This window comes from Flavobacterium sp. N1719, from assembly GCF_025947045.1.
In the GTDB taxonomy this organism is placed as follows: domain Bacteria; phylum Bacteroidota; class Bacteroidia; order Flavobacteriales; family Flavobacteriaceae; genus Flavobacterium; species Flavobacterium stagni.
The window spans coordinates 1,367,093-1,392,838 of sequence record NZ_CP109993.1; the positions used below are offsets into that span (position 1 = coordinate 1,367,093).

The 25,746-nt window shown below is 39.8% G+C and carries 24 protein-coding genes; 8 read left to right on the forward strand and 16 right to left on the reverse strand.

Features of this window, described 5'->3' with window-relative positions; genetic code table 11:
• Window positions 1–56: 56 nt before the first annotated feature.
• A complete protein-coding gene (locus OLM45_RS05705) occupies window positions 57–3,860 on the forward strand; it encodes a gliding motility-associated C-terminal domain-containing protein (protein WP_264512683.1) in 3,804 nt (1,267 codons plus the stop codon).
• Here the strand turns inward: OLM45_RS05705 and OLM45_RS05710 are convergent.
• From OLM45_RS05710 to OLM45_RS05760, 11 genes are all read right to left on the reverse strand, one after another.
• Window positions 3,857–4,624 carry an ABC transporter ATP-binding protein gene (locus OLM45_RS05710; RefSeq protein ID WP_129461981.1) on the reverse strand — a complete coding sequence of 256 codons (768 nt, stop codon included), beginning with the start codon at window positions 4,622–4,624 and terminating at the stop codon, window positions 3,857–3,859. The two genes, OLM45_RS05705 and OLM45_RS05710, sit on opposite strands and share 4 nt — an antisense overlap.
• A complete protein-coding gene (locus tag OLM45_RS05715; RefSeq protein WP_264512685.1) occupies window positions 4,621–5,367 on the reverse strand; it encodes an MlaE family ABC transporter permease in 747 nt (248 codons plus the stop codon). Before OLM45_RS05715 ends, OLM45_RS05710 begins: the two co-directional genes overlap by 4 nt.
• A 79-nt stretch (window positions 5,368–5,446) precedes the next feature.
• Window positions 5,447–6,298, reverse strand: coding sequence for a glycosyltransferase (locus OLM45_RS05720; RefSeq protein WP_264512687.1), 852 nt, complete (start codon window positions 6,296–6,298; stop codon window positions 5,447–5,449).
• Window positions 6,299–6,399: 101 nt separating this feature from the next.
• The gene (locus OLM45_RS05725; protein ID WP_264512689.1) at window positions 6,400–7,038 is read right to left on the reverse strand and encodes a WG repeat-containing protein; all 639 of its coding nucleotides are present in this window, start codon (window positions 7,036–7,038) and stop codon (window positions 6,400–6,402) included.
• Between the two features lie 321 nt (window positions 7,039–7,359).
• Window positions 7,360–7,884, reverse strand: coding sequence for a class I SAM-dependent methyltransferase (locus OLM45_RS05730; RefSeq protein WP_264512691.1), 525 nt, complete (start codon window positions 7,882–7,884; stop codon window positions 7,360–7,362).
• A 300-nt stretch (window positions 7,885–8,184) separates the two neighbouring features.
• On the reverse strand, window positions 8,185–9,243 hold the full coding sequence (locus tag OLM45_RS05735; protein WP_264512693.1) for a 3-oxoacyl-ACP synthase III family protein: 1,059 nt from the start codon (window positions 9,241–9,243) through the stop codon (window positions 8,185–8,187).
• Between the two features lie 124 nt (window positions 9,244–9,367).
• Window positions 9,368–9,751, reverse strand: coding sequence for a group III truncated hemoglobin (locus OLM45_RS05740; RefSeq protein WP_264512695.1), 384 nt, complete (start codon window positions 9,749–9,751; stop codon window positions 9,368–9,370).
• Between the two features lie 46 nt (window positions 9,752–9,797).
• Window positions 9,798–10,862: an ACR3 family arsenite efflux transporter gene (gene arsB / locus OLM45_RS05745; RefSeq protein ID WP_264512697.1), complete on the reverse strand. Its 1,065-nt coding sequence runs from the start codon at window positions 10,860–10,862 to the stop codon at window positions 9,798–9,800.
• Window positions 10,862–11,488 (reverse strand): protein-tyrosine-phosphatase, encoded by a 627-nt coding sequence (locus OLM45_RS05750; protein WP_264512699.1) that lies wholly within the window; start codon window positions 11,486–11,488, stop codon window positions 10,862–10,864. Before OLM45_RS05750 ends, arsB begins: the two co-directional genes overlap by 1 nt.
• An 11-nt stretch (window positions 11,489–11,499) precedes the next feature.
• On the reverse strand, window positions 11,500–11,964 hold the full coding sequence (locus OLM45_RS05755; protein ID WP_264512701.1) for a DUF6428 family protein: 465 nt from the start codon (window positions 11,962–11,964) through the stop codon (window positions 11,500–11,502).
• 16 nt (window positions 11,965–11,980) lie between these two features.
• A complete protein-coding gene (locus OLM45_RS05760) occupies window positions 11,981–12,310 on the reverse strand; it encodes an ArsR/SmtB family transcription factor (protein WP_264512703.1) in 330 nt (109 codons plus the stop codon).
• 88 nt (window positions 12,311–12,398) lie between these two features.
• Between OLM45_RS05760 and OLM45_RS05765 the strand changes: the two genes are divergently transcribed.
• Complete coding sequence (locus OLM45_RS05765; protein WP_264512704.1) at window positions 12,399–12,794, forward strand: DUF1801 domain-containing protein; 396 nt, start codon at window positions 12,399–12,401, stop codon at window positions 12,792–12,794.
• Window positions 12,795–12,810: 16 nt separating this feature from the next.
• A complete protein-coding gene (locus tag OLM45_RS05770; protein WP_264512706.1) occupies window positions 12,811–13,191 on the forward strand; it encodes a hypothetical protein in 381 nt (126 codons plus the stop codon).
• 111 nt (window positions 13,192–13,302) lie between these two features.
• On the opposite strand, the gene gcvP is transcribed toward OLM45_RS05770, so the two are convergent.
• Window positions 13,303–16,146, reverse strand: a complete 2,844-nt coding sequence (gcvP, locus tag OLM45_RS05775) for an aminomethyl-transferring glycine dehydrogenase (protein WP_264512708.1) — start codon at window positions 16,144–16,146, stop codon at window positions 13,303–13,305.
• 173 nt (window positions 16,147–16,319) lie between these two features.
• On the opposite strand from gcvP, the gene OLM45_RS05780 reads away from it, so the two are divergent.
• The gene (locus OLM45_RS05780; RefSeq protein WP_264512710.1) at window positions 16,320–17,102 is read left to right on the forward strand and encodes a hypothetical protein; all 783 of its coding nucleotides are present in this window, start codon (window positions 16,320–16,322) and stop codon (window positions 17,100–17,102) included.
• A 72-nt stretch (window positions 17,103–17,174) separates the two neighbouring features.
• Here OLM45_RS05780 and OLM45_RS05785 read toward each other — a convergent pair whose 3' ends face one another.
• The 4 genes from OLM45_RS05785 to OLM45_RS05800 all read right to left on the reverse strand — a co-directional run bounded on the left by OLM45_RS05785 (window position 17,175) and on the right by OLM45_RS05800 (window position 21,820).
• Complete coding sequence (locus tag OLM45_RS05785; RefSeq protein ID WP_264512712.1) at window positions 17,175–19,193, reverse strand: M3 family metallopeptidase; 2,019 nt, start codon at window positions 19,191–19,193, stop codon at window positions 17,175–17,177.
• Window positions 19,194–19,284: 91 nt separating this feature from the next.
• Window positions 19,285–19,767 carry a 5-(carboxyamino)imidazole ribonucleotide mutase gene (gene purE, locus OLM45_RS05790; protein ID WP_264512714.1) on the reverse strand — a complete coding sequence of 161 codons (483 nt, stop codon included), beginning with the start codon at window positions 19,765–19,767 and terminating at the stop codon, window positions 19,285–19,287.
• Between the two features lie 280 nt (window positions 19,768–20,047).
• Complete coding sequence (locus tag OLM45_RS05795; RefSeq protein WP_264512716.1) at window positions 20,048–21,205, reverse strand: 5-(carboxyamino)imidazole ribonucleotide synthase; 1,158 nt, start codon at window positions 21,203–21,205, stop codon at window positions 20,048–20,050.
• Between the two features lie 60 nt (window positions 21,206–21,265).
• Entirely contained in the window at window positions 21,266–21,820 is a 555-nt protein-coding gene (locus OLM45_RS05800; protein WP_264512718.1) for a hypothetical protein, read from the reverse strand.
• Between the two features lie 97 nt (window positions 21,821–21,917).
• Between OLM45_RS05800 and hpt the strand changes: the two genes are divergently transcribed.
• From hpt to obgE, 4 genes are all read left to right on the forward strand, one after another.
• Window positions 21,918–22,448, forward strand: a complete 531-nt coding sequence (gene hpt / locus OLM45_RS05805; RefSeq protein WP_264512720.1) for a hypoxanthine phosphoribosyltransferase — start codon at window positions 21,918–21,920, stop codon at window positions 22,446–22,448.
• An 84-nt stretch (window positions 22,449–22,532) separates the two neighbouring features.
• Window positions 22,533–23,105 carry an adenylate kinase gene (locus OLM45_RS05810; protein ID WP_235829055.1) on the forward strand — a complete coding sequence of 191 codons (573 nt, stop codon included), beginning with the start codon at window positions 22,533–22,535 and terminating at the stop codon, window positions 23,103–23,105.
• Between the two features lie 111 nt (window positions 23,106–23,216).
• Entirely contained in the window at window positions 23,217–24,497 is a 1,281-nt protein-coding gene (locus OLM45_RS05815; protein ID WP_264512722.1) for a hemolysin family protein, read from the forward strand.
• A 168-nt stretch (window positions 24,498–24,665) separates the two neighbouring features.
• On the forward strand, window positions 24,666–25,667 hold the full coding sequence (gene obgE, locus OLM45_RS05820; RefSeq protein ID WP_129461930.1) for a GTPase ObgE: 1,002 nt from the start codon (window positions 24,666–24,668) through the stop codon (window positions 25,665–25,667).
• Window positions 25,668–25,746: the final 79 nt, after the last annotated feature.

Below are 25,746 nucleotides of genomic sequence, written 5' to 3' on the forward strand. Positions count from 1 at the left end.
CAAATAAGTTAGCTTTTACTTATTTTTTCGTATATTTGAGTATAAAAAATCTGTATATGCCCCAACGTTTACATAATTATTTCGTCGTGGTTTGTTTTTTATTGTTTTGGAACAAAGGAAATAGCCAGTTGACAACTTTTATGTTTACGGTAAATACAATTTCTGAAACCTGTTCAGGTAATGGCTCAATGGAGTTTGTTGTGAGTAATACCACTGCGGGAGCTACGTTTACATTTGCGATTTATCAATTACCCAATACAACTACACCGATAGCGGTAACGGGACAGAGTAATTTTACCGGACTTGCAGCTGGAGGCTATTTGGTAGTGGCTACACAAATTTTTGGCAATTTATCCAATACACAACAGGTGTTTACAACGATTGGGAATCAATTAAATCCCCTTGCTTATACATTACAGATCAATAGAAATGGTTGTTTCAATGGTGATGTAACGGTGAATGTTACCTCTGGAGCACCTGTTACGTATGAATTAATTTCAGGGCCACTAACTATTCCTCCTCAAACTTCCAATAGCTTTATTAATTTACCTCCGGGGGTGTATAATGTTCGTGTAGTCGATAATTGTGGTGAAGGATTGGTTCAGTCGTTTACCATTGATTTTGAAAATCCACCCAATATTAATTTTTTAAGTTTTACAACCGAATGTGAGTTGGTGACATGCGATGTGATTTCAGGTCAACTGCATGTTGAAACTATGACGGATTTAGATTTTTTTCGTTACCCTTTGACCGTAGAAACGCTAGTTTTAGATCCTAACAATGGAACTACAATTACAACCACAACAACGGTTGCCACTGGGGATGACCATGATTTGTTTATACCCATTCAGATGCCGTTTTACAATAATCAAGCCTACCAGTATTCATTTGTAATTACAGACGCTTGTGGTATAGTACATCAATCGGTAAATTATATTTTAAACACCAAGTTAACGGCAACATTTGCCCAAGTTTTTGATGGCTGTTCACCCTCTTTAAGTGTTAATGTGTGTAATTTTAAACCCCCTTATACCCTTGAGTTTTTACAAGCACCTGCGGGTTTTAATCCCGGTTTATTTAACAGTACTCATCCAGGACCTTTTACAGATTCAAGTGTGGTATATGCTTCTACTACTTCGAATAATATTCCTTTGGGGGATTATACCATTCGTGTGACAGACGCCTGTGGTCGGGTAGATATTCAGTCATTAAACCTGCATTATATTGTTCCCTCTTTTACCAATACCATCAATGTGGTAGACTGTCAAACAATGGCAGATTTTAACTTGGATTTGGGAACGAACGCTCCGGGCGGTACCGTTATAGTAACAGTAGCTCCGCCAGCATTTACCCCAACATTGCCATTGGATTTATCGGCATTTATTGTTGGGGGCTATTTGAATGCCAGTTTGCCGGCAGGAGAATATACATTTACAGGAGTTAATAGTTGTGGGGTGTCTTTTTCATTTTCATTTCAAATTTCAACTATAATTCCAAGTGTTAGCGCTTTTCCTTTGAATTTAAACGGATGTGGGAATCAAGGAATTGGTGATGTAAAAATAACGATTGAACCTAGTGCCACATTACAAACCATCCAATTGGTTAGTGCGCCACCAAATTACCCAAATCCATTACCGTATGATTATTCCTCTACAATACAACTTCCCGATGCGATAATCGCGCAAATAGACAATGTGCCTTTTGGAACGTATACCTTTATCATTACAGATAGTTGCGGGAATAGTACAACTAAGATAGTGACTTTAAGTACGGCAGTGAATACGGGACCTTCATTACATACAGAACTCACGGGATGTGGAGAAGGTTATCTGTCCATAAAGATGACGACCCCAAATTTCACATATATTTCTTGTGAAATTATTGCAGCCCCTAGTGCTTATGCTTTTCCTTTGCCCCATAATTTAAATGCAGGTATCGCCACAAATGGTGCCATTTATTTAAATGACATTCCTGAAGGTAATTATACTATTAAAACTATTGATCAATGCGGTATCATTCGGGTTGAAAATTTTCAATTTTTGGGTTATCATTATTCGGAGCAAAGTCAAATAATACCACAATGTAATTCCTTTTCTTTGCTGCTTCAGGTTACAGATAATAATCCAACTCCACATCGATATTGGCTCCAAAAATGGAATTCAACACTCGGGCAATGGACACATCCATTTACGGGTGTTGTTTATACTTCTAATACTATTCCCAATGCAACAAATTCCTTTGGTTTGGTTTTTGGTTTAAATCCAAATATTATGTCAGAAGGCCATTTTCGGATATTATCGGTTTTTGAATATTATAATTTTGGAATTCTCTCGAATAAGAAATGCTACCAAACCGTCAAGGAGTTTGATTATACGGATGATTTATTCATTATAAATGCAATCGGAGTAAATTGTTTGAATGCCAATTCTGTAGTGAAAATTTTTGCACAAGGCATTCCTCCACTTGAGTATTCAATTACTTCATTTAATGGGACTCCTTTTGTTTTTAGTAATGGGACCAATAATGAGTTTGTCGGATTGCAACCCGGAATTTATAATTTCACGGTGGAAGATAGCTGTGGGAATATTGTGAACAGGGATTATGACATCACTCAATTGAATCCTCCATCGATAACAGCTCAAAATTTGTGTGAAGGTCAGGCCGCTCAATTGAGTATTGACCTGTTGAGTTTTTATACCTACAAATGGTGGAAAACAACGGATCCCTCTAACATATTGAGTACGTCTCATATTTTAAATTTAAATCCGTTTACCAACGCAACCACACCTGGGACCTATGTTGTTGAATTAAATACCACCGTCCCAAACACCTGTACAGCGCAGCAATTTACCTATGTTATACAGCCTATAGTATTGCCTTATGCAGGAAATGATACCGTAGTAGAGTTTTGTGATGCTGTAACATCACTCGATTTAGCAACGCTTTTGCAAGGTAATTTCGATGCTGGTGGAAATTGGAATCAAGTGGTGCCGAGCGGTAATTTGACAGGTGCAATTTGGGATGCAACTGGAGTAACTCATGGAACGTATGTTTTTACCTATCAGGTTGCAGGCGTTTGTAATACCTTAGATGAAGCGCAACTAACATTAATTCTCAAAGAACCCATACCGGATTTAGTTGGAACCGATTTTATCGAAGTCTGTTCAGGTACCCCCGTTGCGTTTACAATGACAACGGTGACCAATGCACAATACCTATGGACGGGTCCCAATGGATTTTCATCAGTAGTTCAAGAGCCCAGTTTTTCGACGACTTCAGCTGTAGATTCGGGAATATATCAATTAGTAGTTACGCGAAACGGTTGTCAAAAAACAACATCCGTTGAATTGGTCGTTCATGCTTTGCCTGAATTTACGTTAGTTCAAGGCTGTTTTGGTGGACAATACAAAGTGGAATTGCTACCACTTAATAATTCATTTGATCCGACTATGGCCAACTACAATTGGACGGGTCCGGCAAGTTTTTCCTCAACAGATAATCCTATTTTCTTGCAACAACAACCCGCCGGGAATTATTCAGTGACGGTAACGGATAATAATGGATGTACCGCAAATTTGCCATTTGAAATCACGTCTACGATGTGTGATTTTCCCAACATAATCACGCCCAATGACGATGGAAATAACGATGCTTTTGATTTGACGGGATTTGAGGTGAAGTTACTCGAAATTTACAACCGATGGGGAAGAAAGGTGTATGATAAATCCAATTACATTAACGAGTGGCGAGGGCAAAATCAACATGGCGGAACTTTACCTGACGGCGTCTATTATTACTTGATTACTTTACGGGATGGGCATAATAAAAACGGTTGGGTAATGGTAAATAGAGGGAATTAGATATCTTCTTTATTCTGAGATTTTCTGATTTTTTTAAACAAATTTGACGAGTACACAAAATCGGTAACGGCCTCGTTATCCGTTTTAAAAATATCTTTTTTAGTCCCTTCCCAAGCTAAAATCCCTTCTTTAAGAAATACAATTTTATCCCCAATTTCCATAACTGAATTCATGTCGTGTGTATTAATTACAGTCGTAATGTTGTATTCAACGGTAATTTCATGAATCAAATTATCAATAACAATCGAAGTTTTGGGGTCCAATCCTGAATTGGGTTCATCGCAAAATAAATACCGCGGATTGTTTACTATCGCTCGGGCTATAGCGACCCGTTTTTGCATCCCTCCAGAAAGTTCGGAGGGTTTTTTATGGTGTGCATTAACAAGATTGACACGATCAATTACAAAATCAACGCGCTCCTTAATTTCTGCTGGTGTTTTTTGGGTAAACATTTTCAAGGGAAAGGCCACATTTTCTTCAACCGTCATACTGTCAAATAAAGCACTTCCTTGAAAAACCATTCCAATTTCAGTTCGTAATTCCCGTCGTTCGTCCGAATCCATTTGAGATAAAACCCGACCATCAAAAGAGATTATGCCGGAATCAGGGGTGTGTATTCCCAATAAAGATTTTAATAATACCGTTTTCCCCGAACCGCTTTGCCCAATAATTAAATTGGTTTTTCCAGTATCAAAAGTGGTTGTAATCCCTTTTAATACTTTGGCAGTGCCAAATGATTTTTCAACGTTGCGAACTTCGATCATGCCAAAAGTAATTGGGTTAAAATATAATTGGATAAAATCACCACAACTGATGTCCAAACAAACGAAACGGTACTTGCCTTACCCACTTCTAATGCGCCACCTTTCATATAATAGCCATGGTAGGAGGGAATGGTGGCTAATAAAAAGGCAAACATGATTGTTTTTATAAATGCGTAAGCAATGTGAAACGGGATAAATTCGGTTTGAATTCCTTGAATGAACTGCGCACTGGTTGTAAATCCGCCATAAACGCCGCCCATCCAGCCCCCAAGAATTCCCAGGAACATAGAAATGCCAATAACAAAAGGATACAGGATTAAGGCGACCATTTTAGGAAAAACCAAATAGTTCAGTGAATTCACCCCCATTACTTCTAAGGCATCAATTTGCTCGGTAACCCGCATTGTTCCTATACTTGAGGTAATAAAAGACCCCATTTTCCCCGCCATAATAATGGAGATAAAAGTGGGTGCAAATTCTAAAATTACCGATTGACGAGTAGCAAAACCAATAAGGTATTTTGGAATAAGAGGATTGGTTAAATTTAGGGCCGTTTGGATGGAAACTACACCTCCCACAAAAAAGGAAATGAAGCAAACAATGCCCAACGAATCAATGACTAAGTCGTCGATGTCTTTAAAAATTAATCCGCGCATCACCGACCATTTGGTAGGTTTTACGAATACTTCTCGTATCATCAAAAAGTAGCGACCGATATGGGTGAGATAGCGCAGTAATATCATAATAAAGTATATGCGCAAAAGTAGGGCTTATTTTTGAATACAGCAATGCATTAACATTCCAACAATCACGCAATGGATCTTAGGAAAACAATTTGGCTTTCATTTTTTGCCAACGGTAATTGCGGATGAATCGGGCTTGTTCAGGAGTCACTAAAAGCGCTTTTTGTTCGCGTTTCGCTTTCCAAAATCCGTTTAAATAATCCAATAGGAGCAAGGGTTTCTTTTTGCGCATTGCCAATTTGAGCGAAGCAATGGCTGTAATCCAAAAACCATAGCCCAATGTATAAAATGCTTCTCCTTGCTTATAGCGTGCCGCTTGATTGTAACTCGCGCCGGTTGGTTTTAAATGTTTTACTTTTAATGAAGGGTCTGTTTTGATTTTCCATCCATAAAATTGGCACAACAGTTCGTCCACCGTATCCCAACCCATATTAGCTCGCAATCCACCAATTTGGAGATAGGTTTCTTTTCGATAGGCTTTGAGCGCGCCGCGAATATGGTCTTTGTCGGTTAAATTTTCAAGTACCCATTCCCCGTTTTTTTCAATGTAACAAAATCCGCCCGCCATGCCAATGGTTGAGTCGGAATTAAAATGGCCGATTATTTTTTCAAAATAATTAGAGGGAAAAATCAGATCGGCATCAACTTTGACCAATATGTCAAAATCGGAAATACAGTATTTTTCGCCTTCGTGAAACGCTTGAATGACTTTACTGCCCGGTAAATGGATAGCATCCGATTGTTTATGTACTTGACTTATATATGGATAATTGGCCACAAATTCATCTACAATTTTTCCGGTTTGATCGGTTGAATTGTCATTCACTACAATAATTTGGGAAGGCGTCACCGTTTGATTCACCAGAGAGTCTAGAGTGAGTCGAATGAATGCCTCTTCATTGTAGGTCGGAATAATGATAGAATATTTCATGGATAACTATTGGTTTACAAAAGTAACATTTCAAGATAAAAAAAAGGATTTCCCATAAGGAAATCCTTTAAAGATATAGACTAGTTTAAGGGGTTGCTGAATTAATCGGCATCAGCGATTTGCGATGTTTTCTTTTTTTCAAAAGCTTCGATGTTGTCGTAAACTACAGGAATAACTTCTTTTCCTGTTTTGTCGATGAAACCTAATTTTTCTTTACGGTCTTTCACCAAAGCCCAGTTTTTACGAACATCGTCAAATTTGGCAACATCCACATATTTAACAGGAACTACAATGTTTCCATCACGGTCGATAAAGCCTTTCAAGCCTTGTGATTCAATCATTGCCCATTCTTTTGAGAATTCACCAAAAGAACCAATTTTGTCATAGATTGGGGGAACCACTTCTTTACCTGCAGCGTTCATGAATCCAAATTTGCCATCTTTTTCAATTAACGACCAACCTTGGTTATATACATCATAATTACCAACTGATTGGTATTTGGTTTCCACCACGATTTTACCATTTTTATCCACGAATCCGAAAAGTCCGTTGGATTCAATTTTGGCCCAATTTACATGAAGTTTGTCGTATTCTTCAATAGAAGTGTACTTGGGTGGAACAATTTCAATTCCGGTTTCACTGATGATACCAAATTTTTCATCGGATTTAACAATGAATAATTTTTGTGCAAATGCAGTGGATACTGCCATAGTCAATGTTAGGGTAACTAATTTTTTCATAATTAATAGTAGATTTAGAGTTGAGTTTAACTTCGGGTCAAACATACGGCAACGCTCGACAAAGTGACAAAATAAATCGATGAAATGCATAAAATTACTCAAAAATGACCTAAAAAGCAAGTAAAAGATTACAAAAGGGCTATTGCAATAAACAAATGGATTCCGTTAAGATTTTGGAGATAAAATAATCAGATCGGATAAATTGTAAGAAAAATTGATAAAAATGTAAGAATTTAAGATTCTTGATTGCTTTTAAAAAGGAGAAATGACTCTTTTGAATAAAAAAATCATCCCGAAGGATGATTTAGTAAGCACTTTTAATTATTTAATTCGTTCGGCATACACCAAATAATAGCGCGGAGTAATCCAACGCAATAAAGGACGTATCCCAATTTTTTTTACAGGATGAGTAAATTGGATACGGTCTACAATTTTGAATCCCGTTTTTTCTAACAACCAATCCAATTGCCAATCTTCGAATTCGTGATAATGACGGTCCCACATATCGGTTTTACTGCGGTAAGCAGGTGAAAACCATAAACGCAGCGGGATGGAGATCAATACTTTGTCTGCCTTTACATTTTGCAAAACCGTGTAAGGGTTTAATAAATGCTCGAAGATTTCAAAAGCAGTAAACACCTCGTATTCGTTATTTTTCAATGCGCTTGTATCGTTATCGATGTCTTCACCTGTAGTGTTTTGTACCGAATATCCCTGTTCTTCCATGATTTTCGAAAACGGATTGGGTACACCCAAATCAAAAATGCGTTCGTGGACGTTAATATGTTTTTTTAAAAATTCCAATGTAATGCGGAATCGTTTGGAAGGGTATGTTTTCTCGTACATGAAATGAAGCTTCAGAATTTATTTTGAAGCGGGACAAAATTATAAATAAATTACCTCTTGCCCTATAAATAATTTAGTATTGCTCAAATTCTCAACCAATTTCCTGGTTCACCAATTTATAAAAGTTACTTGTAAATTTTAACATAACCATTCAAATGGTTTTAGTAAATTTAAAGTCTAAACAAAATATCATGATAAATAAATACCGACTAGAGATTACGTTATTTATTTTATACGCCGGACTTTTCGGAGTAGGTGTTTTAATTTTTAAATAAAAAAACGAGGATTTTGGTCCTCGTTTTACATTTTATATACAAAAGCATTAATATTCATTCCTGCGCCTACTGAGGCAAACAAAACCACGTCGCCCGGATGCAAAGCTTGATTTTCAATTTGACCTTTTACCAATAAATCATATAAAGTAGGTACAGTCGCCACACTACTATTTCCCAGTTTATGAATACTCATGGGCATAATGCCTTCGGGAGGGGTTTGTTTGTAAAGTTTGAAAAAACGATGAATAATCGCTTCATCCATCTTCTCATTGGCTTGATGGATCAGCACTTTTTTTACCTGACTGATGTCTATGCCACTTTTTTCCAAACAAGCGGCCATCGCTTTGGGGACATTGCTCAGCGCAAACTCATAAATTTTGCGACCATACATTTTAATATACCGCACATTAGGGTCGTGGTCCTTATTGAAAGAATTTCCGAAATATAAGTAATAGGCTTCATCATGGGCGAATGTAGCCGACTCATGAGCCAAAATTCCACCCGTTGCATCCGTTGCTTCAATGATAGTAGCGCCAGCTCCATCGGAATAAATCATGGAATCACGGTCATGAATGTCAACGACCCGTGAAAGGGTTTCAGCGCCAATTACCAAACATTTTTTGGCCATTCCCGCTTTAATAAATGCATAGGCTTGAATGACACCTTCTACCCAACCCGGACAACCGAAGAGAATGTCGTAGGCGACACATTTTGGGTTTTTGATTTTCAAATCATATTTGACACGGGTGGCCAAACTCGGTAAGATGTCTGATTGAATCGCTCCTTGTTTGACATTGCCAAAATTGTGAGCGAAAATAATATAGTCTAATGTTTCTGGGTCAATACCCGAATCTTCTATCGCGCGTTGTGCTGCAATGGTTGCAATATCAGAAGTCAGTAAATTTTCAGTGGCATAACGCCTTTCTTGAATTCCTGTAATTTCTAAAAATTTTTCAGCTACAACTTCATTGGAATACGGAAATGGTGTGCCATCTTCGTTCAAAAATTCATGTCGGGCAAAGTCAAGATTGGTGATAACTTCTGAGGGTATGTAACAGCCCGAACCGGTAATTTTAATCTGCATAATCCTATTGATTTACAACGAAGTTAGTAATAAATCATTCAAGAGAAATTCTTGAGGACGAGATTTCGACTCGAATTATTGAATTTTCAATAGACTGCATTTAAAATTTAGAATTTCTAAATAATCATCCGTTCTTCTGTTTGATTTTAATTTGCATAATCGTGGATAAATTGTGGGCCATATTCTTCATGCGTTCACAAGTGAAACCTTCAAAGTTCTCATCAATTGCTGTTTCGAAGTGTGATAACCAAATGTCAAAATGATCTTTAGTAAGTGCCGAGAGGGTGTCTACATCCAAATGAATTTGGGTAAGATTGTTGAAATAACCGCCTGTCCCCAAAAGCGATTGCGACCAAAATTTGACCAAAATCTGCAAATGCTCTTCCAGTTTTTCATGAACCGGAATCACATCGGTGAAAATATAACTGATGCGTTCGTCCGCAAAAAGTTTTTTATAAAATTCAGCGACTATGCGATAGATGTCTTCTTGGGTTTGTATGTCGGTCATTTTCTTTTTATTGTAATTAATAAATGTAAAGTTGTCTAATGTATTGCTAATTCATGCTCCATTGTTTACGAAACCAAAAAGCTAAATGAACAAGTGCAATCAAAGCGGGGACTTCGACTAAAGGTCCGATAACACCTGCAAAAGCCTCTCCACTGTGTAATCCAAATACACCAATGGCAACCGCAATCGCCAATTCAAAATTGTTCCCCGTTGCCGTGAAAGCCACTGCCGTCGATTGGGCATAGTTGGCACCAAAGTTACGACCCAAGATAAAACTGAGCACAAACATGATGGCGAAATATACTACCAAAGGCACTGCAATACGCACTACATCCCAAGGAATTTCAAGAATGAGTTGCCCTTTTAAACTAAACATCAATACAATTGTTGCTAACAAAGCAATTAAAGTAAAGGGTGATATCAACGGAACAAACCGTTCTTGAAACCAAGTTTCCCCTTTTTGATGGATCAAAACATAGCGTGAAGTTATACCAAGTAAAAATGGAATTCCCAAATAAATACCCACACTTTCTGCGATGACACCTATAGATAAATTTATTTCTATTCCGGTTAATCCAAAATAGGGAGGTAAAACGCCCAAAAAGAGATAGGCATAGACACTGTAAAAAAGGACTTGAAAAATACTGTTTAAAGCAATGAGTCCGGCTCCATACTCGCGGTCTCCTTCGGCCAAATCATTCCAAACAACCACCATGGCAATGCATCGTGCTAAGCCGATTAATATCAGACCATTACGGTATTCTGGATAATCCGGTAGCAATAGCAACGCCAAAGCAAACATAAGGATAGGCCCTACAATCCAATTCAGAATTAAGGAAGCCGAAAGTACTTTGATGTTTCTAAAAACGGGTCTCATTTTGCTATAATTCACTTTTGCCAAGGGAGGATACATCATGAGAATCAAACCAATAGCCAATGGAATATTGGTCGTACCATGGGATAAGTTTTCAATGTCTTCACTCACAGAGGGGTAAAAATGACCCAAACTCACCCCTAAAGCCATGGCTAAGAAAATCCAAAGCGTTAGGTAACGGTCTAAAAAGGATAGTCGTTTTCGGTTGACGACAGGGGTACAATCTTGAGCACTCATTATATTGTTGTTTGAATTTGACTCATTATATACATCATTTCAGTGGCAATTTGTCGGTTACTTGCATTATACACCGTTGCTTGTTCCGGCGTTCCATCGGCGTGTTTCGGATCGATGTATCGAAGTGGAAAACGGGCCTTTGCTCCATGAACAATAGGACAGCCTTCATCGGCACTCGAACAGGTCATCAAAGCAATAAATCCAGCTTGGGGATTGAATGGATGGTCGTAATGTTTTGAAAATCCAATTATGGGGATGTTGTTTGGACCCGTTCGGAAGGCGTAAACTGGATTTTCGCCTGTTAATAAGGTCTGACTCTGAATTCCGGCGACCTGTAGTGTTTCGAGAATGACGGGATAAAGTGCAGTAGCCTCCGTCCCTCCCGAATACGCGGTGACCGGAATGCGATAATAATCGGCTGCAGCTTGTGCCCAAACCTGTGTAAGGTGACTGCGTCGCGAATTGTGGGTACAAATACAATTCAATACAAGAGAACGTCCAGCATTTAATTCCTCGCGTCCTAAAGCTATTATAGGTTCAAGCAACGACAACCGTTCAGGTGTTATACTTTCAAAATCACTCGCTTCAAGGTAGTGGCGTAAGTCGGGAAAAAGTTCGTTTTTCATCAGTCGAAAAATTAACAACAACCTCCTCCGGGGGTGCAAGAAGCCGTTACTGAAGTTTCTCTCTTTTGAGGCATCTGATTTTCTGGTATACCACAATGGTCTTTTGCTAAACAATCCGTGAATTTGGGTTCGAAGCGAAAAACTCCATTCTCAAAGGTCAATCCATAGCGACTAATTGTCGTGCCTTGGTATTCAACTTCTACCTCCAAATCTTCTTCTTGATACAAGGGTTCGGCTTTTTTCAAAATCCCCAAAAGTTTCGTAGGTGTCAGTCGGTGATCCACATCTTCAGCGACCCAAACTTGCATGTTGATTGTTTTTTCTGTGCGAAAGGTTCCGCCACAATCGATAAACCGTTTGGTTGTTAAACCCGCTTCGGTTATGTGAAAATGCTCTGGTACCCATTGTCCGTCAGGTAATTGAAGTTGGATGCTTGAGAGCGATTTTAATTGGTTTTGTAATGCAGAAAGTTTCATAAGTAGGTATTTTTAGTTAACAACATTGTTTTTTATCAAGAAGTTGCATTGTAAATTGATTGAAATAAGACTGCAATTTTGCAATTCCCTTTTCATCAATGCAATAACAAATCGAGGTGCCTTCAACTGTTCCTTTGATGAGCCCGGCGTTTTTCAATTCTTTCAAATGTTGGGAAATCGTTGGTTGGGATAAGGGTAATTCGTTAACGATAGCTCCACAGATGCAAGAATTGACTTCGCATAAATATTCCATTATGGCAATCCTTGCCGGGTGGGCAAGGGCTTTAATTAGAATAGCCATTTCATTTTGTGACTCGGTAAAATGTTCCGTTTTAGTAACGCCCATTGTTCTTGATGTATAATTATATTGCAATATTACGATAAAAAGAAATATCGCAACTATTTTCTTACCTTTATTTTTTTATAAAAGAAAAATGGTACACAATTCAATCATTGCTTATAACCAATTACAAGAGGAAGATTACTTCTTAATCTGTGAGCAGCTCAGTACGATTATTCAGTCCCAATTATCGGGAGCTGAGTCAAAAATATGGCATTCGCATCCCGTTTGGTTTATTGAAGAGAATCCGATTGTTGGGTACAGTAAACAGAAACGCGGAATTCGTTTAATGTTTTGGAGTGGGCAAGATTTTGACGAACCGGATTTAACTATTCGAGGGGAAAAATTTAAAGATGCTTCGGTTTTTTATACGGATGTTTCTCAAATAGATACCGTTGCCCTCGTGCGTTGGTTGCAAAAGGCACAAATCATTCAGTGGGATTATAAAAATATTGTAAAACGCAAAGGGAAGCTGGAGCGATTGAAATAAAAGATACCTATACGATATGAAAATATTACACAATCAAAGTCAGTTAAAACGGGTATTATATATCGGAATCGGAAATGTAATCATCGGGTTTGGTTCGTTATTCACAACCGCTAGTCAGTATTTGGTAGGGCTCGGCGGACTAGGATTGGTCTTTATCGTTCAATATTTTTATACCAAAAATAGAGTGATGGTCGAACTCACACTGGATTTCATTGTCTTCAACGGACTTTTTAAAAAGAAAACAATTTGCGTGCATGAAATTACTGCTTATAGATATTTTGCCGGCGATCATACGGTCACTTCAAAAGATACAACTATTGTAATTGATACCAATTTAGTTGATAAAGCGACCCTAGATGAATTGAAAGGTTATTTTGATTCCTTGCAATTAAAGTAAACCCATAAAAAAACCGCTTGTTAAAAGCGGTTTTTTTTATTTTCTAAAGTTTTAAGACTAATCACTAGTCACTAGTCACTAGTCACTAATTACTAATCACTAATCACTCAATTACATATACGCCTCAATCGGTGCACATGAACAAACCAAATTACGGTCACCATACGCATCATCTACACGACGAACGCTAGGCCAGAATTTGTTTTCACTCAAATACTCCAAGGGGAATGCTGCCGCTTCACGCGAATACGGGAAGTTCCAATCGTTAGCCGTTAACATAGCTAAGGTATGTGGAGCATTTTTCAAAACATTATTCGTATCTTCTGCGGTTGCCGCTTCAATCTCTTTGCGAATGGCAATCATGGCATCACAAAAACGATCTAATTCGGCTAAGTCTTCTGATTCTGTTGGTTCCACCATTAACGTTCCTGCAACAGGGAAGGAAACCGTTGGTGCGTGGAAACCATAGTCCATCAAACGTTTGGCTATATCGGTAACTTCAATGCCTTTTTGTTTGAACTCACGACAATCCAAAATCATCTCGTGAGCCGCACGTCCACATTCTCCTGAATACAATACAGGGTAGTGGTTTTCTAAACGCGCTTTCATATAATTGGCATTCAAAATCGCATATTTTGTAGCATTGGTCAATCCTTCCGATCCCATCATCATAATGTAACCATAGGAAATCAAGCAAACCAAAGCCGATCCGTAAGGGGCTGCCGAAATAGCGGTAATCGCTTGGTCACCACCCGTTGGGATAATCGGATTCGTGGGTAAAAACGGAACCAATTTTTCATTCACACAAATGGGGCCAACACCCGGTCCACCACCACCGTGAGGAATGGAGAAGGTTTTGTGTAAGTTCAAGTGGCACACATCCGCACCAATGGTCGCTGGATTGGTTAAACCTACTTGGGCATTCATGTTGGCGCCATCCATATAGACTAAACCGCCATTTTCATGAATAATATTGGTGATTTCGATAATCGAACTCTCAAACACACCATGCGTAGAAGGATACGTCACCATCAAAGCTGACAAACGATCTTTATATTCGATGGCACGAGCACGCAAATCTTCTACGTCGATATTTCCTTCAGGGGTTGTTTTGGTAACAATGATATCCATACCAGCCATCGCCGCAGAAGCGGGATTCGTTCCGTGGGCAGAAGACGGAATCAAACACACTGTACGGTGATTGTCGCCTCTTGATAAATGGTAGGCACGAATCGCCATCAATCCGGCATATTCTCCTTGTGCACCTGAGTTGGGTTGTAAAGTTGTGCCTGTAAATCCGGTCACAATATTCAATTGGTGTTCCAATTGTTTCAACATGATTTGATAACCTTCCGCTTGTTCAATTGGAGCAAACGGGTGAATGCTATTCCAATTGGGCATGGATAAAGGCAACATTTCTGCGGCAGCATTCAATTTCATCGTACATGAACCCAATGAAATCATCGAGTGATTCAAGGATAAGTCTTTGCGCTCTAATTTTTTGATATAACGCATTAACTGACTTTCTGAATGGTGACTATTGAAAACCTCATGTTGTAAAAATGCCGATTGACGCTCAAGTTGGGCTGGAACTTGCGATTGTGCACTCAATTCAGTAACAGTCACAGGTGCTTTGCCTAAAGCCGTTGCGAATACATTTACGATTTGGTTCAAATGCGCAATAGAAGTCGTTTCGTTTAACGCAATCGAAATGGTTTCCCCATCAATATAATAGAAGTTGATTTCGTGTTGTTCTGCGATTGGGCGAACTTTTGCAGCATCCGCTTTCACCACGATGGTATCAAAAAAGGCCGTATTGGTTTGATAAACGCCTAGCTGATTCAATGCGTCGGTTAAGGTTACTGCAGAAGCGTGTACTTTATTGGCGATGTATTGTAACCCTTTGGGTCCGTGGTACACTGCATACATTCCAGCCATAACGGCTAACAATACTTGAGCGGTACAAATGTTGGATGTTGCTTTTTCGCGTTTAATATGTTGTTCACGTGTCTGTAGAGCCATACGTAAAGCACGGTTCCCATTCGCGTCAATAGTTACCCCAATGATACGTCCGGGCATCGAACGTTTGTATTCTTCTTTCGTAGCAAAAAAGCCGGCATGTGGTCCGCCATATCCCATAGGAATACCAAAACGTTGGGTAGTTCCTACTACAACATCCGCACCCATTTCTCCAGGAGGCGTTAATTTTGCTAATGATAAAATGTCAGCAGCCACAGCTACTTTAATATCTTTCGATTTTGCATTGGCAATAAATCCTGTGTAATCGTAAATCTGACCGTATTTGCCAGGGTATTGTACAATTGCACCAAAGAAATCAGCGGTTAATTCTATCATTTCATGATTACCCACAACTAATTCAACACCAATAGGAGTCGAACGTGTTTGTAAAACCGATAACGTTTGTGGTAGTATATCTTCCGAAACAAAGAATTTGTTGGCATTGTTTTTCTTTTGATCACGTGTGCGTACATCAAAGAGAAGCGCCATCGCCTCAGCAGCAGCTGTTCCTTCATCAAGAAGTGAGGCATTGGCAATTTCCATTCCCGTTAGTTCAATTACTGTAGTTTGGAAATTTAAAATCGCTTCCAAACGACCTTGTGCAATTTCCGCTTGATAGGGTGTGTAGGCGGTATACCATCCTGGGTTTTCAAAAATATTACGTTGAATAACCGCAGGAATGACTGTAGGGTGGTAGCCCAAACCAATATAGGATTGGAATACTTTATTTTTTTTACCCAATTCAGTGATATGGGTTAGGTATTCATATTCAGACAAAGCAGCATCCAATTGTAACGGTTGTTTCAATCGAATATCATCTGGAATCGTTTCATAAATTAATTGATCCATGTCGGCCACCCCGATGGTTTGGTACATGTGCTGTAGGTCGGATTCGCGCGGCCCAATGTGACGTGATGCAAATAAATCTGTTCTCATTAAAGTTGGGTAAATTAGTCTGTTTTGTTGTGTTGTGTTGAATTTTTTTCAAATTCGAAATCGCAAACAAAAGTACTTATTAAACTTCTATTTTACAGCGCACATTTGCTAATATTTTGAGAATTTTTCAACTGAATCCTGTGCTTATTAACAAGTTGAATTACTTTTGAAACATGGTTTTTGGAAATAAAGTTACAAACGTTTACCTGAATGCTTCTTTGCATGTTGCACTCGCAGTAGGTTGTTTAACCTTAATTACCTACATGCAAAATGATATACTCTTGAGTCAAGGGTATGTTGGACTTATGTTTACTGGGACCCTTGTCGTTTATAATGGATTGAAATATGGAAAAATTTGGTGGTATCAAATACCAATTTCCTTCCAACATCGATTTACTTATAGAATTACTATTCTGGCAATCTTTTTTTTTCTCATGGCTTTTCTCAGGATGCCAATAGCGATTCAAAAAAGTTTAGTCACAGGATTTTGTCTTGTAATTCTTTATCCATGGGTTCGAAAGTTAGGATGGCTTAAACTATTTTGGGTCAGTGGTACAATTATGTATTTTACGGTTGTTGTTCCTTTATTATCTTGTAAACAACCTTTGAATATACTAGTTTTAGAAGGTTTTCTTCGCTTCGTATTACTAAGCGCTTTGATGATACCTTTTGAAATATATGATAGTGTACACGATCCCCCTCAATTAGGGACATTACCCCAACGATTTGGAGTATCATGGACAAAGCGGTTTGGGTATTTTTTAGTGGTTGTATATTGGGGACTAGTATGCTCTAATCATGGTGCTCAAGAAGTATTAACTTCCGGAAGTATTGCGCTACTCATTATGGGAGCCATATACAAAACCCAGCCCCACCAATCGAAATCGTTTACAGCCTTTTGGGTAGAAGCACTTCCGATGGTTTGGGCGGTTATGGTTTATGGATTTGGGAGATGATAATGTTTGTTAGGAGCTGTAATTAGTAATAAAAAAGAGCCGCTTTCACGACTCTAAATTCATAACTCATAACTACAATAGTCCAGCGCGTTTCAATAACGCTTCCGGTTTGGGCTCTTGTCCGCGGAACTTTTTATACAATTCCATCGGTAAGGCTGTACCACCTTTAGAAAGTACGTTTTCTTTAAATTGGGTTCCTACTTCTTTATTGAAAATTCCTTTTTCTTGGAAATAAGCAAACGCATCGGCATCCAAAACTTCGGCCCATTTGTAACTGTAATATCCCGACGAATAACCGCCTTGGAAAATATGCGAAAAGGCCGGACTTACACAATTGGCTGCAACATCTGGGTATAAAGCAGTTTCACGTGTCGCCGCCACTTCAAAGGCTTTTACATCGTCAATTGTAGGGACTTGTGCATGATACGCCATATCCAATAAACCAAAACTCAATTGGCGCACCGTAGCCATGCCTTCCAAGAAACTCGCACTTTCTTTGATTTTATCGACATAGGTCTGCGGAATCACTTCGCCCGTTTCATAATGATGAGCAAATAACGCCAATGCCTCGGGTTCGTAACACCAGTTTTCCATGACCTGACTCGGTAATTCGACAAAATCCCAATACACAGAAGTACCCGATAAACTCGGGTAAGTGGTATTCGCCAACATGCCATGAAGCGCATGTCCAAATTCATGGAACAACGTGGTCACTTCGTTAAACGTCAACAACGACGGTTTGGAGGCTGTTGGCGGCGTGAAGTTGCAAACAATCGACACGTGTGGTCGATCATTGACTCCGTTTTGAATGTATTGCGGTTTGAAAGAGGTCATCCAAGCACCGGGACGTTTGCCTGCGCGCGGAAAGAAATCGGCATAAAATAATGCCACAAATTCATTCGCCTCGCCACGTACTTCATAGGTTTGTACATCGGGATGGTATTTGTCAACCGTATCGATTTCATGAAATGTGAGTCCGAACAACTTCTCCGCCACCGTAAAAGCACCTTGCAGAACCTTCTCTAATTGGAAGTACGGTTTCAAGAGTTCGTCGTCCAAATCAAACAATTCTTGTTTTAATTTTTCTGAATAATAAGCGCCATCCCATTTTTCCAAATGGTCCATTCCGTCTTTTTCTTTGGCGAATGCCGATAACTGCGCAAATTCACGTTGGGCAGCCGGTTTGGCTTTGGCTAATAAATCATTCAAAAACGTTTTTACCGTTTCGGGATGTTGTGCCATACGCTCTTCCAAAACAAAATGCGCATGGGAATCGTAACCCAATAGTTGGGCGCGTTCATGACGCAATGCCACAATTTTTTTCAAAATTTCGGTATTGTTATGGGCATTGTCTTGAAAGGCTTTTTTCCCAAAGGCTAGGGCCAACTCTTTACGCAACTCACGGTTGTCAGCATAGGTGATCAACGGCATATAACTCGGGAAGTCCAAAGTAAAGACCCAACCTTCGAGTCCTTTGGATTGTGCTAAAGCGGCAGCCGCTTCTTGGGCACCTTCCGGTAAACCTGCCAAATCTTCAGCATTGGTAATGTGCTTGAAATAGTTGTTTGTTTCGGCCAATACATTTTCGCCAAAAGTTAATTTGAGTTGGGCCAAATCCGTGTCGATTTCGCGCAAGCGGTTCTTTTTCTCTTCATTTAACAAAGCACCGTTCCGACTGAATCCTTTGTATTTCTTTTCCAATAACATCAATTGTTCTGGTGAAAGGGATAAAGTATCGCGTTGGTCATAGACTGTTTTTACCCGTTGGAATAAGGTTTCGTTTAAAGCAATGTCATTGCCAAAGGCCGTTAGTTTTGGGGAGACTTCCTGTGCAATCTGTTGCATGGTGTCGTTGGTTTCGGCCGAATTTAAATTAAAGAAAATCGACGATAGACGATCCAAAGCTTGTCCCGAAAACTCTAAAGCTTCGATGGTGTTTTCAAAAGTAGGTGCTTCGGGATTGTTGATAATAGCATCTACTTCAGCGCGGGCTTGGGCAATCGTTTGATCAAAAGCAGGTACATAATCGTCGAGTTGTATTTGACGAAAAGGAGCTGCGGTATAGGGAGTGTTGAATTTTTCTGTAAACATTTTTTACTAAAAATTAAGGCGTCCGAACTGAATTCAGTAACGGAGCAATAACGTTATGATTTTTATGAAATTTTAAAAGAAATGAGGTTCTTTACCCTTTTAGTGTCTCCGCAGCTTTCAAAACCACATCCTTCAATTCGTTTTTGTAATCGACAATTTTCTGAAGGATTTCCGGATGTTGACTGCCTAAGATTTGGGCGGCTAGAATCCCGGCGTTTTTAGCACCATTCAAAGCCACTGTTGCAACAGGAACGCCACCGGGCATTTGTAAGATGGAAAGTACCGAATCCCATCCGTCAATGGAATTACTGGATTTAACGGGAACGCCAATGACGGGCAGCGGACTCATAGACGCCACCATTCCGGGTAAGTGGGCAGCGCCACCGGCACCTGCTATGATGACATTAATGCCGCGGAGGTGGGCGTTCGAACTAAAATCCACTAATTTTTCAGGCGTACGGTGTGCCGAAACAATATCAACTTCAGTCGTAATTCCGAAGGATTGTAGTATATCAATGGCTTCTTGCATAACGGGCAAGTCGCTTTTACTTCCCATGACGATGGCTACTTTCATGTTATTATAAATTGTAAATTTTACATTTTAAATGATCGAATACGAAGGTACAATTTATTAGCCAAACAGCGAAAACAAGGTGAATCTATTCCGGAAACATTTTATGCAGCAACTTCTGGATTTACTTCTAATTGATGTCAACTAAGAGAGTTCGTTGACAAAAACAATTTTCTTTGGTTTTTTTAAATAGAAATGATAAAAAGTGACAACAGATTTCAATTCTATTGAAACAATTTTACGGCTTGCTATTTTATACTTTCCAATGCCCACTGCCCACTGCCTACTGCATACTAACCACCCGAATACTATTCTTCACTTCTTCTGCCACACGACGTGCCTCTGCCATATTCGCATTGACAATGGTCACATGACCCATTTTTCGGAACGGACGGGTTTCGCGTTTACCATAAATATGCGGAGTTACCCCATCAATCGCCATGATTTTATCGATGTTTTCATAAACAACCTGACCCGAATGGCCTTCTGCGCCGACTAAATTTACCATGATGCCTGCGACTTTACTCTCGGTATTTCCCAAAGGTAAATTCAAAATCGCACGCAAATGGTTTTCAAATTGGGAAGTATAACTCGCTTCAATGCTGTAGTGCCCTGAATTATGTGGTCGTGGTGCGACTTCATTGACCAAAATCTGGTCGTCTTGGGTTTGAAACATTTCCACTGCAAGCAATCCTACATGGTCAAACGCTTCCGACACTTTCAAGGCAACTTCTTGCGCTTTTAGTGCCACAGCGGCATCGATACGCGCCGGACAAATCACATATTCCACTTGGTTGGCTTCGGGGTGAAATTCCATTTCTACTACTGGATACGTACGTATTTCTCCAGATACCGATCGACTAACAATGACGGCCAATTCATTTTTAAAATCCACCATCGCTTCAGCCACACATTCCACATCGGGAAGGTTTTGCAAATCCATAGTGGAGCGACACACTTTTACACCGTTACCGTCATAGCCGCCAGTAGCCGCTTTCCATACAAAAGGAAAATTTAACGAATCGTCGGCAAGTGCTTGGTGTACAGCATCCTTTCCGACAAAGCGTTGATGCGTTGAGGTCGGAATCCCATGTTGGACATAAAAATCTTTCTGTTTTCCTTTGTTTTGAATCAAACGTAAGGTTTTAGGTGACGGATAAATGGGTAGCCCTTCGGATTCCAGTTGCTCTAATGCCTCCAAATTGACATTTTCAATTTCGATGGTCAACACATTCACCAGTTTACCAAATTTGTACACCGTGTCATAATCCAACAAACTGCCTTGGTAAAAAGCGGTACAGCCAAAACGCGATGGCGCTTCGGCACTTGGATCCAATACAAAAGTTTGAATGTCAAATTTGCGGGTGTCGGTAAGGAGCATTTTGCCCAATTGGCCCCCGCCCAAAATTCCTAATCGGAAATCAGAAGAGAAATAATTCATGGGTTGTGTTGTTTGTGGCGCAAAGATAGAATTTTCTCGGAAGTGTTGGGCGCGTTTCTTTTAGGAACTACCGTTATCCGCATTTTTCAAATGCATCAAGGTTTCTTTTACTACAAATTTCATTCCCGGTGAAGGGTTGTCCAATTCGCGCGAAAGGATCAAGCGCAACTCATCATGCACCCACGGATATTTTTTACCCAATCGAAACAAGGCCCGTAAAGCATAGGCAATGGTCGCTACTTTGGCCTCCCGAATGATAAAATCCAAACAACCTTCAATGATTTTTTCTTCTTGAAAAGGACTCAGTTGGACCCCTTTTTTTGAAACCAAAAACAAACAAATTTTGGCTGCAGGTCGCACCGCGGGGTCCAAATGAAAGTGTGATAATTGGCTACAAAACGAATCCAAATAAGGTAACAACAGCGTAATTTGTTCTTCCGCAACCAACTCCAATATCCATAAGGCTTTGTAATGGTTTTTATCCGCTGGATTACAACCTACAGCAACCAAACTTTCCAAAAAAAGTGGTTCCAAAAATGCCTTATCTTTGTAGTAATCCCGCGTTTTTCGATAGGCTTTAATTCCTGCAATTTGGGTATAGTGTTCCGAATTCATGTCGTAAATATATCAAATTTGCAAATTTTCCGAACGACTTGATTTTTAATAGGTTTTAGTTGCTAAATTTGCACCTTTATTTCCAACACAACAACACATGATTCACTTACACGACAAATCCTTTGAGCCGTTTATTTCTTCTGAAGAAATTGACTTTGCGATTCAAAATATGGCCAAACAAATGGCTGATGATTTTTTTGACGAAACCCCAATTTTTATTGGAGTTCTTAACGGTTCCTTTATGGTGATGGGCGATTTGATGAAAGCCTATCGCGGGATGTGTGAAGTAAGTTTTATCAAAGTAGCTTCTTATGAAGGTACACAAACCACCAACGAAATCAAACATTTGATTGGCATCAACGAAAATTTGGAAGGCCGCACCGTAGTGATCGTGGAAGACATCATCGATACAGGAAATACGATTGTGGAGTTAAAACAATTGTTGAAAGCACAAAAGGTTAAACACCTTAAAATTGCTACCTTGTTTTTCAAACCCGAAGCTTACCAACACGATGTGAAAATTGATTATGTAGGCATTCGCATTCCGAATAAATTTATTGTAGGTTATGGGTTGGATTACGACGGACTCGGACGCAACTTGCCCGATGTCTACCAATTAGCCCAATAATCTAATGACTAATGTCCAACGACTAAAGTCTAAAGTCTAAATTCTAAAGTCTAAATTCTAAAATCTAAATCTAAACTTCTTGTAATGATTAACATCGTTCTTTTTGGGAAACCTGGAGCAGGGAAAGGAACCCAAGCCGAATTTTTGAAAGCAAAATACAATTTGACACATTTGTCAACCGGTGATATTTTTCGCTTTAATATCAAAAACGAAACGGAATTAGGGAAACTCGCCAAAACCTATATGGATAAAGGCGATTTGGTGCCGGATGAAGTGACCATTCAAATGTTACAAAGCGAAGTGGATAAAAATCAAGATTCAGCCGGATTCTTATTCGACGGATTTCCACGAACCATCGCTCAAGCCGAAGCTTTGGATGCGTTTTTAGCTACTAAAGGAGAATCCATTCGTGCCACAGTAGCCTTAGAAGCGGACGATGAAATTCTAGTAGCACGCTTGTTGGAGCGCGGAAAAACCTCCGGTCGCCCTGACGATCAAGACGAAGAGAAAATTCGTAACCGCTACCAAGAATACAATGAAAAAACCGCTCCCTTAATGGCGTATTATGAAGGTCAAGGGAAGTTTTATGCCGTGGACGGAATCGGTTCCATCGAAGAAGTTACCGCACGTTTAAGCGCTGTATTGGACACTTTTTAAGAAGGAAACGCCTGAAAAGTAGGCGTATTCAATATTTTTTAAGATATTTGCACACCAGAAAAGAGCATTTTCGGACTATAGGACGAGGGCTCTTTTTTTGTACACTATACCATGGAAATACTGATTATTTTATTTTTGATTCTACTCAACGGCGTGTTTTCCATGTCGGAAATCGCCCTGATATCCGCACGTAAAAACCGTTTGGAAACTGCTGCCAAAAAAGGCAATGCCAACGCGAAGGCCGCTTTGGATTTGGCCAATTCACCCAATGAGTTTTTATCAACAGTACAAATCGGAATTACCTTAATCGGAATTTTAACCGGTATCTATTCCGGAGAAAAAGTAACCCAAGATGTTCAGGATTTTGTAGCCAGTTTTCCCATTTTAAAACCCTATGCCGATTCATTAGCCACTGGAATTGTCGTTGTTGTATTGACTTTTTTCTCGTTGGTGTTGGGGGAATTGTTGCCCAAGCGTATCGGACTCAATTTTCCAGAAGGGATTGCCAAAGCCGTGGCCGTACCCATGAAATTGGTGTCCAAAATCACCATGCCGTTCATTTGGTTGTTAACCGCTTCCACCGAAGGCTTGTTGAAATTGTTCCAAATCAAACCCACAGCCGACGGTAAAGTCACCGAAGAAGAAATCAAAGCGATTATCAAAGAAGGTACCGAAGTCGGGGAAGTCCAAGAAATCGAACAAGACATCGTAGAACGCGTATTTCACATTGGCGACCGCAAAGTCAATTCGCTCATGACCCACCGCAACGATGTGGTCTATCTCACGCATACCGATTCGTTTGAAGAAATCAAAGCGAAGATTTTAACTGAAATGCATTCCGTCTATCCCGTTTGTCAAGACAATTTGGATGAGGTAACGGGAATCGTACTCTTGAAAGATTTGTTCGCTGGCTTGGAGCAAAAGGATTTTAAATTGAACGAAATCACGCGCGAAGCGTCGTATTTAATCGAACATACTTCGGCTTACAAGGCCTTAGAAAATTTTAAAACCACCAAAAATCACCAAGCGTTAATCGTGGACGAACACGGAATTTTTCAGGGAATTATTACCCTGAATGATATTTTGGAAGCGCTGGTGGGGGATGCGTCCGATTTTGATGAAGACGAGTACCAATTGGTGGCGGAAGCGGATGGGTCTTGGACGGTGGACGGCCAATATTCGTTGCACGATTTCCTGACCTATTTCGATATGGACGATTTAATCGGCGATTACGAAGTGACCACCGTAAGTGGTTTGATTACCACTGAAATGGGGTACATACCGAAGCAAGGAGAGGAACTCATTTGGAATAAAATGCTGTTTACCATTTTAGAAACCGCAGGCGCCAAAGTGGAAAAAGTGAAGGTGGCTCCTTATGTAAACGAAGATTAGGAGCACAAGTAAGGAGAACTTTACAAGTGCCTTCCCGCTTTCGCCTTTATCCCTCATAAATTCGGGGATACCGGCTCTATCGGGGCTAAATAGGAAGTGCCAATGTTCAAAGACATTCGGCTAAAAAAATTAACACTAGTGCAAGGCAACTTGCCAAAGAATACAATCATGACAGAAGGAAATTTTGTAGACTATGTAAAGATTTATGTATGCTCCGGAAAAGGAGGGAAAGGGTCTACGCATTTACATCGCGAAAAATTTATTGAAAAAGGCGGACCCGATGGCGGCGACGGGGGTCGTGGCGGTCACGTTATCCTCCGCGGTAACAAAAACCTGTGGACGCTTTTTCATTTGAAATTTACCAAACACGTAAAAGCAGGTCACGGCGGAGACGGCGGTAGCAGCCGCAGTACGGGCCACGATGGTGAAGATAAAATCATCGAAGTGCCGCTGGGAACTGTAGTGAAAGACCAAGAAACGGAAGAAGTTTTGTTTGAAATAACCGAACATGGCGAAGAGAAAATCGTAGCCCGTGGCGGTAAAGGTGGTTTAGGAAACTGGCATTTTCGCAGTGCCACCAACCAAACGCCCCGCTATTCCCAACCCGGTATGCCTCCCGAAGAAGTGGATGTTATTTTGGAATTAAAAGTATTGGCGGATGTCGGTTTAGTTGGTTTTCCCAATGCAGGGAAATCAACCTTGTTGTCGGTGATGACTTCGGCGAAACCCAAAATTGCCGATTATCCATTTACGACTTTAAAACCCAATTTAGGAATCGTGTCGTACCGCGATTTTCAATCGTTTGTGATGGCAGACATTCCCGGTATCATCGAAGGTGCTGCTGAAGGGAAAGGATTGGGACATTATTTCTTGCGTCATATCGAGCGAAACTCAACGTTGTTGTTTTTAGTGCCCGCCGATGCCGATGATATCAAAAAAGAATACGATATTTTATTGGACGAATTGCGCCGCTACAATCCCGAATTGTTGGATAAAGATCGTCTCTTAGTCATTTCCAAAAGTGACATGTTGGATGATGAATTAAAAGCTGAAATGAAAGTGCTTTTAGATAAAGAATTTAAAGGGATTTCTTATTTATTTATTTCATCGGTCGCGCAACAAGGAATTCAAGAATTGAAAGATCGCCTGTGGTCGATGTTAAATTCGTAAAGATTTAGTAAACATTTGTTCATATTGCTTTGATTTAAAGAAAAATAGAATAAATTTGCCGTTCGCTATTAATTTGAAA

Excerpts from the sequence above, each read along its gene's own strand:
- OLM45_RS05705 (WP_264512683.1), top strand. The coding sequence starts at position 57 with ATGCCCCAACGTTTACATAATTATTTCGTCGTGGTTTGTTTTTTATTG.
- OLM45_RS05710 (WP_129461981.1), bottom strand. The coding sequence starts at position 4,624 with ATGATCGAAGTTCGCAACGTTGAAAAATCATTTGGCACTGCCAAAGTA.
- OLM45_RS05715 (WP_264512685.1), bottom strand. The coding sequence starts at position 5,367 with ATGATATTACTGCGCTATCTCACCCATATCGGTCGCTACTTTTTGATG.
- OLM45_RS05720 (WP_264512687.1), bottom strand. The coding sequence starts at position 6,298 with ATGAAATATTCTATCATTATTCCGACCTACAATGAAGAGGCATTCATT.
- OLM45_RS05725 (WP_264512689.1), bottom strand. The coding sequence starts at position 7,038 with ATGAAAAAATTAGTTACCCTAACATTGACTATGGCAGTATCCACTGCA.
- OLM45_RS05730 (WP_264512691.1), bottom strand. The coding sequence starts at position 7,884 with ATGTACGAGAAAACATACCCTTCCAAACGATTCCGCATTACATTGGAA.
- OLM45_RS05735 (WP_264512693.1), bottom strand. The coding sequence starts at position 9,243 with ATGCAGATTAAAATTACCGGTTCGGGCTGTTACATACCCTCAGAAGTT.
- OLM45_RS05740 (WP_264512695.1), bottom strand. The coding sequence starts at position 9,751 with ATGACCGACATACAAACCCAAGAAGACATCTATCGCATAGTCGCTGAA.
- arsB (WP_264512697.1), bottom strand. The coding sequence starts at position 10,862 with ATGAGTGCTCAAGATTGTACCCCTGTCGTCAACCGAAAACGACTATCC.
- OLM45_RS05750 (WP_264512699.1), bottom strand. The coding sequence starts at position 11,488 with ATGAAAAACGAACTTTTTCCCGACTTACGCCACTACCTTGAAGCGAGT.
- OLM45_RS05755 (WP_264512701.1), bottom strand. The coding sequence starts at position 11,964 with ATGAAACTTTCTGCATTACAAAACCAATTAAAATCGCTCTCAAGCATC.
- OLM45_RS05760 (WP_264512703.1), bottom strand. The coding sequence starts at position 12,310 with ATGGGCGTTACTAAAACGGAACATTTTACCGAGTCACAAAATGAAATG.
- OLM45_RS05765 (WP_264512704.1), top strand. The coding sequence starts at position 12,399 with ATGGTACACAATTCAATCATTGCTTATAACCAATTACAAGAGGAAGAT.
- OLM45_RS05770 (WP_264512706.1), top strand. The coding sequence starts at position 12,811 with ATGAAAATATTACACAATCAAAGTCAGTTAAAACGGGTATTATATATC.
- gcvP (WP_264512708.1), bottom strand. The coding sequence starts at position 16,146 with ATGAGAACAGATTTATTTGCATCACGTCACATTGGGCCGCGCGAATCC.
- OLM45_RS05780 (WP_264512710.1), top strand. The coding sequence starts at position 16,320 with ATGGTTTTTGGAAATAAAGTTACAAACGTTTACCTGAATGCTTCTTTG.
- OLM45_RS05785 (WP_264512712.1), bottom strand. The coding sequence starts at position 19,193 with ATGTTTACAGAAAAATTCAACACTCCCTATACCGCAGCTCCTTTTCGT.
- purE (WP_264512714.1), bottom strand. The coding sequence starts at position 19,767 with ATGAAAGTAGCCATCGTCATGGGAAGTAAAAGCGACTTGCCCGTTATG.
- OLM45_RS05795 (WP_264512716.1), bottom strand. The coding sequence starts at position 21,205 with ATGAATTATTTCTCTTCTGATTTCCGATTAGGAATTTTGGGCGGGGGC.
- OLM45_RS05800 (WP_264512718.1), bottom strand. The coding sequence starts at position 21,820 with ATGAATTCGGAACACTATACCCAAATTGCAGGAATTAAAGCCTATCGA.
- hpt (WP_264512720.1), top strand. The coding sequence starts at position 21,918 with ATGATTCACTTACACGACAAATCCTTTGAGCCGTTTATTTCTTCTGAA.
- OLM45_RS05810 (WP_235829055.1), top strand. The coding sequence starts at position 22,533 with ATGATTAACATCGTTCTTTTTGGGAAACCTGGAGCAGGGAAAGGAACC.
- OLM45_RS05815 (WP_264512722.1), top strand. The coding sequence starts at position 23,217 with ATGGAAATACTGATTATTTTATTTTTGATTCTACTCAACGGCGTGTTT.
- obgE (WP_129461930.1), top strand. The coding sequence starts at position 24,666 with ATGACAGAAGGAAATTTTGTAGACTATGTAAAGATTTATGTATGCTCC.